General features: G+C 56.6%; 6 protein-coding genes. 2 read left to right on the forward strand and 4 right to left on the reverse strand.

The window, feature by feature from the left end; translation table 11 throughout:
* The coding region (locus H7A81_RS24725; RefSeq protein ID WP_182059031.1) for an aminotransferase class I/II-fold pyridoxal phosphate-dependent enzyme at nucleotides 1-544 on the forward strand (544 nt) is incomplete at its 5' end.
* Nucleotides 545-662: 118 nt separating this feature from the next.
* Nucleotides 663-1,661: an adenosine deaminase gene (gene add, locus H7A81_RS24730; RefSeq protein ID WP_182059032.1), complete on the forward strand. Its 999-nt coding sequence runs from the start codon at nucleotides 663-665 to the stop codon at nucleotides 1,659-1,661.
* Between the two features lie 113 nt (nucleotides 1,662-1,774).
* On the opposite strand, the gene H7A81_RS24735 is transcribed toward add, so the two are convergent.
* From H7A81_RS24735 to araG, 4 genes are all read right to left on the reverse strand, one after another.
* Entirely contained in the window at nucleotides 1,775-2,815 is a 1,041-nt protein-coding gene (locus H7A81_RS24735) for an oxidoreductase (protein ID WP_182059033.1), read from the reverse strand.
* Between the two features lie 77 nt (nucleotides 2,816-2,892).
* Entirely contained in the window at nucleotides 2,893-3,810 is a 918-nt protein-coding gene (araC, locus tag H7A81_RS24740; protein ID WP_034827384.1) for an arabinose operon transcriptional regulator AraC, read from the reverse strand.
* Nucleotides 3,811-3,899: 89 nt separating this feature from the next.
* The gene (araH, locus tag H7A81_RS24745; protein ID WP_097117234.1) at nucleotides 3,900-4,886 is read right to left on the reverse strand and encodes an L-arabinose ABC transporter permease AraH; all 987 of its coding nucleotides are present in this window, start codon (nucleotides 4,884-4,886) and stop codon (nucleotides 3,900-3,902) included.
* Nucleotides 4,887-4,903: 17 nt separating this feature from the next.
* Nucleotides 4,904-6,424 carry an L-arabinose ABC transporter ATP-binding protein AraG gene (gene araG, locus H7A81_RS24750; protein WP_182059034.1) on the reverse strand — a complete coding sequence of 507 codons (1,521 nt, stop codon included), beginning with the start codon at nucleotides 6,422-6,424 and terminating at the stop codon, nucleotides 4,904-4,906.
* Nucleotides 6,425-6,515: the final 91 nt, after the last annotated feature.

Below are 6,515 nucleotides of genomic sequence, written 5' to 3' on the forward strand. Positions count from 1 at the left end.
GGGCGACGCACACCACACCCCGTGGAGCCAGGTGGCGCAATCTCCCTGGGCGTTATTCACGTCGGCATCAAAGAGTTTCAACATTCCGGCGTTGACCGGCGCGTGGGGCATTATTCCGCATGATGCCGATCGCCAGGCGTGGTTCCACGCGCTGAAGCAACAGGACGGCCTATCGTCACCGGCGGTGATGGCCGTCGCGGCGACCATTGCCGCGTATCGTGAAGGTTCAGCCTGGCTGGATGCACTGCGCGATTATTTGCAGGCGAATATGCAGCACATCGCGCAACGGCTGAATGCCGCGTTTCCCGCTCTAAACTGCCAGCCCCCTGCCGCCACCTATCTGGCATGGATTGATCTTACTCCGCTGGGTATTGATGAGCAGGCACTGCAACAGCAGCTGATTCATCAGTACAAGGTGGCGATCATGCCGGGTTCGACTTACGGTGATGCCAGCCGCGGTTATCTGCGCCTCAACGCGGGTTGCCCACGCAGCAAGCTGGATGACGGGCTGGATCGCCTGATTGCGGCTTTAAAATCGTATTAAAGGCGCTCGGATGCTGATTAATTCAGCATCCATTTCACGACTTGCGCAAATCACTGGCGCTGTTGCGCAAGATGTTTTTATAATGCTCTGCACTTTATGAAACTTTAGCGAGTGCGACATGATTGACCTGAAACTCCCCCTGACCGACATCCACCGCCACCTTGATGGCAACATCCGCGCACAAACCATTCTTGATTTAGGTCGCCAGTTTAATCTCGCACTGCCAGCCAATTCGCTCGACGATCTGCGTCCGCATGTGCAAGTGACGGCCAATGAACCCGACCTGGTGAGTTTCCTGCAGAAGCTGGATTGGGGCGTGAAAGCGTTGGGCGATTTGGATGCCTGCCGCCGCATTGCGTTGGAAAACGTGGAAGATGCCGCACGCGCCGGTATTCACTATGCAGAACTGCGTTTCTCACCGGGATACATGGCGATGACGCATAACCTGCCGATTGCCGGTGTGGTGGAAGCCGTAATTGATGGCGTGCGTGCTGGCGTAAAACAGTACGGCGTGGATGTGAACCTGATCGGCATTATGAGCCGAACCTTTGGTGATGAGGCCTGCCTGCGCGAACTGGAAGGTTTGCTGGCACACCGCGATGGCATTACTGCTGTGGATCTGGCTGGTGATGAGCTCGGCTTCCCGGGCAGTGAGTTCCTCAGTCACTTCAATCGCGCGCGTGATGCTGGTTTCCGTATTACCGTGCACGCCGGTGAAGCTGCTGGCCCGGAAAGCATCTGGCAGGCGATTCGCGAACTCGGCGCGGAGCGTATTGGCCATGGTGTGAAAGCGATTGAAGACCGCGCGCTGATGGATTTCCTGGCTGAGCAGCGCATTGGTATCGAATCCTGCATGACCTCGAACATTCAGACCAGCACGGTAGCTTCACTGGCCACTCATCCGCTCAAAGCCTTCCTGCAACACGGCATTCTCGCCACCATCAACACCGATGATCCGGCAGTTCAGGGTATTGAGCTGGCGCATGAGTATGAGCACGCTGCGCCGCAGGCAGGACTCACCGCCGAAGAGATGCGCCAGGCGCAGGAAAATGGTGTGACGATTGCCTTCCTCAGTGATGCAGAGAAAGCGGCACTGCGTCAGCGCGTGGCGGGATAACGCGCCTTAAAGTAAAAAAGGTGCGCAGCGATGCGCACCTTTTTAATCAAGCCGCACCAGGGTGAACTGAGCTTTTGATGGCATCGGTTCCCGCAGGGTGCGCTTTCATTTAGTCACCTCAGCGACATCGTCTGGCGCTTCTCAGCGGACTGTAACCCGAGTTCAATCAGCTCCATCACCTGAATCGCCTCTTCAGCCTGTACCGGGTTCTCACCGGTGCCCGCAATCGCATCACGAATTGCTGCATAGTAAGCCGGATAGTTACCCGGCAGCGTCAGCAGCTCTTTCTCCACCATCACATCGCCTTCTGCCAGCGTCAGGGTACCGTTGCGCATGTCGTAGCCCCAGTCTTCCTGCGGTGGACGTTCACCCGCTTTCAGACGATCTTCCTGCGGATCCAGGCCGTATTTGACGTAACTGCCCCGCGTGCCGTGCACCACGAAGCGCGCCGATTCTGCCGCCACCAGCATGCTGGCGTGCAGCACCACACGACGGGTAGGATAGGTCAGCACTGCGTGGAAATAATCGGTAGTTTGTGCACCCGGACGCAGTTCAGCCATATCCACATTGATCGCCACCGGCGGACCAAATAATTGCAACGCCTGATCCAGCACATGCGGTCCCAAATCGAACCAGATACCACTGCCGGGGCCTTTCATTTCACGCCAGCGCTGACGAACTTCAGGGCGGAAGCGGTCAAAATGCGATTCAAGATAGCGCACGTCACCTAAGGCGCCATCAGCCAGCAAGGTTTTCAGCGTCAGGAAGTCACTGTCCCAACGACGATTGTGGAAAACGGAGAGCAGCAGCCCTTTGGCCTTGGCCAGTGCATCCAGCTCACGCGCTTGTGACAGTGTCACGGTGAACGGTTTATCCACTACCACATGTTTACCGGCATTCAGCGCCGCTTTGGCTAACGGGAAGTGAGTATCATTTGGCGTCGGTATCACAATCAGTTGCAGTGTCGGGTCATCCAGCAGGGCTTGTGGATCAGAGACCACCTGCACCGAGGGCCAATCTGCATGCACCTTGCTGGCATCGCTGCTGGAGACGGCTGCCAATTCAACGCCTGGCGTTCCGACGATCAAAGGAGCATGAAAGGTTTTGCTGGCAAAACCGTAGCCAATCAGGCCGACACGTAATTTATCGCTCATTCTCATTCCTCTTGTTCGTTACCAGACTGATTTAAGACGAATCAGCCGGTAACAACAAGGCGGAATCACCTGAAAACTCAGGAGATCGCACTCCGTGCCGGTTGCCAGCTTTCCTGGGCCACCAGGGCATCGTGCGCATCCTGACTGCGACGCCGGAAATCACTGGGGCTGACGCCGACCCGTTTACGGAACACGCGAGAGAAATAGAGCTGATCGTCATAACCCACTTCGCGCCCGACCGAAGCAATGGGCTCCTGCGTGGTTTGCAGTAACAGTTTGGCGCGGATGACGCGCTGATCTTCGCGCCAGCGCAGCAAATTGATCCCCATCTGTTCGCGAAACAGATGCGCCAGTCGTGACGGGGAAAGACACACATGCCGCGCCACTTCCTCGATTTTCACCTCGCTTGCCAAATGGTTGGTGACGTATTGGCAAGCTTCAATCACGCGCGGATCGCGAATTTGCTGATGACTGCGTGGATCTTCTTCCACCGCTCGCAACAGAAGGCGCTCCAGCAGATTCATCGCCAGTTCCTCGGCAAAGCGACGGCCAGAGTTGTGGGTTTGTTCAATGCTGGCAAACAGACGATCAAACTCGGCACGTTGCGCTTCCGGCAAGCGTAACCGCCCCACGCCCTGGCTCTCATCCTGCCACTGCAACCAGTCCGTCCAGTAAGCCCGTGGACGGAAATAGACCCAGCGATGGAACCAGCATGGGCTGTCTGGTGAACGGCCATAGTAGTGCGGGGTTTTAGGCTGGAACAGCAGCAAGTCACCGGGTTCGCAGTCAAACGCCGATTCGCCATCAAAAATGCGGCCCTGACCTTTGATGGTCAGATTAAGGATGTAACCCTTCATGCCGAGCGGTCGGTCGATAAAGAAGTCCAGCTGATCGTTGGCATTGATCGGCGTTAAGCCCGCCACAAGCCAGGCATTAAAGGGATAGCCGGGTAGCAGCGGGTTCTGCTGCTCACTAGGGGGTTCACGATGGTACATAGTGCCCTCACGGTAACCTGTAAATGCGCAGTGCCGCGCGCCAGAAGGACGACCATTTGGCCGCCCTGCCTCATCTTTTACGGCTGGAATCAGGCCGCTTTGTTCTTCTGTTTGTAGCGGTCAAAAATCACCGCCGCTAACAGTATCAAACCGCGCACCACATACTGTGAGAACGGCGAGATATTCAATAAATTCATCGCATTCTCAACCGTACCCAGAATCAGCACGCCCGCCACCACATACGAAATCTTACCGATGCCGCCTTTCAACGAAACGCCGCCCAGCACACAGGCTGAAATCACGATCAATTCATAACCGAGTGAAGTCATCGGCTGACCACTGGTCATGCGTGAGGCCAGAATAATGCCCGCCGCCGCCGAAACCAGTCCCGAAAGAATGAAGATGATGATGCGGGTACGCACCACTGGCACCCCGGCCAGACGAGCCGCTTCTTCATTACCGCCAATCGCCAGCGTGTTGCGGCCAAAGGTGGTTTTATTCAGCACGAAACCAAACACAATCATAGTGGCGATGGTCAGCCAGATTGGCGCTGGCAAGCCGAGCCAGTTGGCATAACCGAGGGTGAAGAAGCGTTCATCCTCGATGCCCACCGCTTTACCGTCAGAGAAGATATAGGCCAGACCACGCACAATCTGCATCGTCGCCAGCGTGGTGATCAGCGCATTGATCTTCAGCCGGGCAATCACGAAGCCGTTGATGAATCCGGTGACCATGCCGAGTATCAAACCGGCCGCGACGCCCAGCCACAGACTCTCCGTCATGTTGATCACCACGGCGGTCACCACGCCTGCGCAGGCAATCACCGAGGCGACGGAAAGATCAAAATCGCCTGACGCGAGGCAGAACAGCATGCCGCAGGCCACCATGCCGGACATCGACATGGCAAGCCCCAGCCCTTTCATATTGATGAACGTGCCAAAGTTGGGTACGAAGATGGCGCAAACGATAAACAGCAGCGCGAAGACCACCAGCATGCCGAAGTTATCCCAGATACGCCCCAGTTGCAGGCCGTTACGCTGCACTGGTGGCGTGTTGGAAGTGGTAGATGAAGCCATTGTTGCTCTCCTTTACATCAGGCCACGGCGGCCGCTTGAGGGGTTTTCGGCATCGCCAGGCTCAGCGTCAGCTGCTCCGTGGCCGCGTCGTGTGGCAGTTCTCCGGCAATTTCTCCTTCACGCATCACCACGATGCGGTCAGCCAGGCCCATCACTTCGGGCAAATCGCTGGAGGCAAACAGCACCGCGATCCCTTTATTTGCCAGTTGGTATATCAGGTTGTAGATCTCATGCTTGGCACCCACATCAATACCGCGCGTTGGCTCATCCAGCAGAATCACGTTCATCTCTTCGGACAACCAGCGACCCAGAATGGCCTTCTGCTGATTGCCCCCTGACAGGTTCATGATCAGCTGCTGCGGCCCTGGCGTTTTGATATTCAATGAGCGGATGTGAAGATCGGCGTTTTTCGCCTCCCAGTCGGGTTTAATCAGACACCCCGCCGTGAGATTGTGGCGGCGTGCGCTGATATTGATGTTGTCGCGCACCGAGTGCACCGGAATAATCCCTTCGGATTTACGATCTTCCGGGCACAGCATGATGCCCGCGCGGATCGCATCGATCGGCTGACGGATGTTGAGCTTTTTGCCATCCAGCGACACGCTGCCGCCGCGCAGTTTGGTGGCACCAAACAGCCCTTTCATCAATTCGCTGCGCCCCGCCCCCACCAGCCCAAACAGGCCGACGATTTCACCGGCTCGTACCGTGAGCGAAATCGGCATGCGCACGCCTTTGGCTTCCACCTGGTCAAGCTGCAAACGCACTTCACCCAAGGCGCGCGGCGCATAGCCGTAGATATCGCCAAGGTTACGACCGACCATCGCCTGCACCAGGTCGTCATGATGCGTATTCGGCATATCAGTGAAAGTGCGCACATAGCGACCATCTTTGAACACGGTGATGGCATCGCTCAGGGCAAAGATCTCCTCCATACGGTGCGACACATACAGCACCGTACGGCCCTGATCGCGCAGCTGACGAATGACGCGGAACAGATGCTCGATTTCACGCGCTGAAAGTGAACTGGTCGGCTCGTCAAAGGCGATGATGCGCGCATTACGCGCCAGCGCTTTGGCGATCTCCACCATCTGCCACTGGCCGAGCGACAGATATTTCAGCGGCATATCAGGATCGATATCCATGCCGAGATTTTTCAGCTGCAAATCCGCTTCGTAGCGCAGCAGTTTGCGATTCACCAACCCACGTTTGTGCGGCAACTGGCCGAGATAGATGTTCTCCGCCACGCTCATCTCCGGCACCAGATGCAGTTCCTGATAGATGATCGCCACGCCCGCATCCAGCGCATCTACGGTGTTGTTGAAGCTTTTCACTTCACCTTTGATGCGAATCTCACCTTCAGTCGGCTGATAACTGCCGCTGAGAATCTTTAACAGCGTGGACTTTCCCGCGCCGTTTTCGCCCATCAGCGCGTGCACTTCCCCGGCGCGGCACTGGAATGAGATATCCTGCAGCGCTTTCACGCCCGGAAAGGTTTTACTGATGCCATGAAAGGACAGAAAAGCTTGATCAGTTTCCATGGAAACTCCTCTTCGCCTCCATCCTTCGCGCCGTTGCTGTGTTGTCTTCGCGCTTTGCCCCAGCCATCAATGAAACGGGCGCAAACGCGAT

It is taken from the genome of Pantoea sp. ME81 (assembly GCF_903970985.1).
GTDB classification, from domain to species: Bacteria; Pseudomonadota; Gammaproteobacteria; order Enterobacterales; family Enterobacteriaceae; genus Pantoea; species Pantoea communis.

Bases quoted from the DNA above. Each gene is read 5' to 3' on its own strand.
- add (WP_182059032.1), top strand. From the start codon at position 663: ATGATTGACCTGAAACTCCCCCTGACCGACATCCACCGCCACCTTGAT.
- H7A81_RS24735 (WP_182059033.1), bottom strand. From the start codon at position 2,815: ATGAGCGATAAATTACGTGTCGGCCTGATTGGCTACGGTTTTGCCAGC.
- araC (WP_034827384.1), bottom strand. From the start codon at position 3,810: ATGTACCATCGTGAACCCCCTAGTGAGCAGCAGAACCCGCTGCTACCC.
- araH (WP_097117234.1), bottom strand. From the start codon at position 4,886: ATGGCTTCATCTACCACTTCCAACACGCCACCAGTGCAGCGTAACGGC.
- araG (WP_182059034.1), bottom strand. From the start codon at position 6,424: ATGGAAACTGATCAAGCTTTTCTGTCCTTTCATGGCATCAGTAAAACC.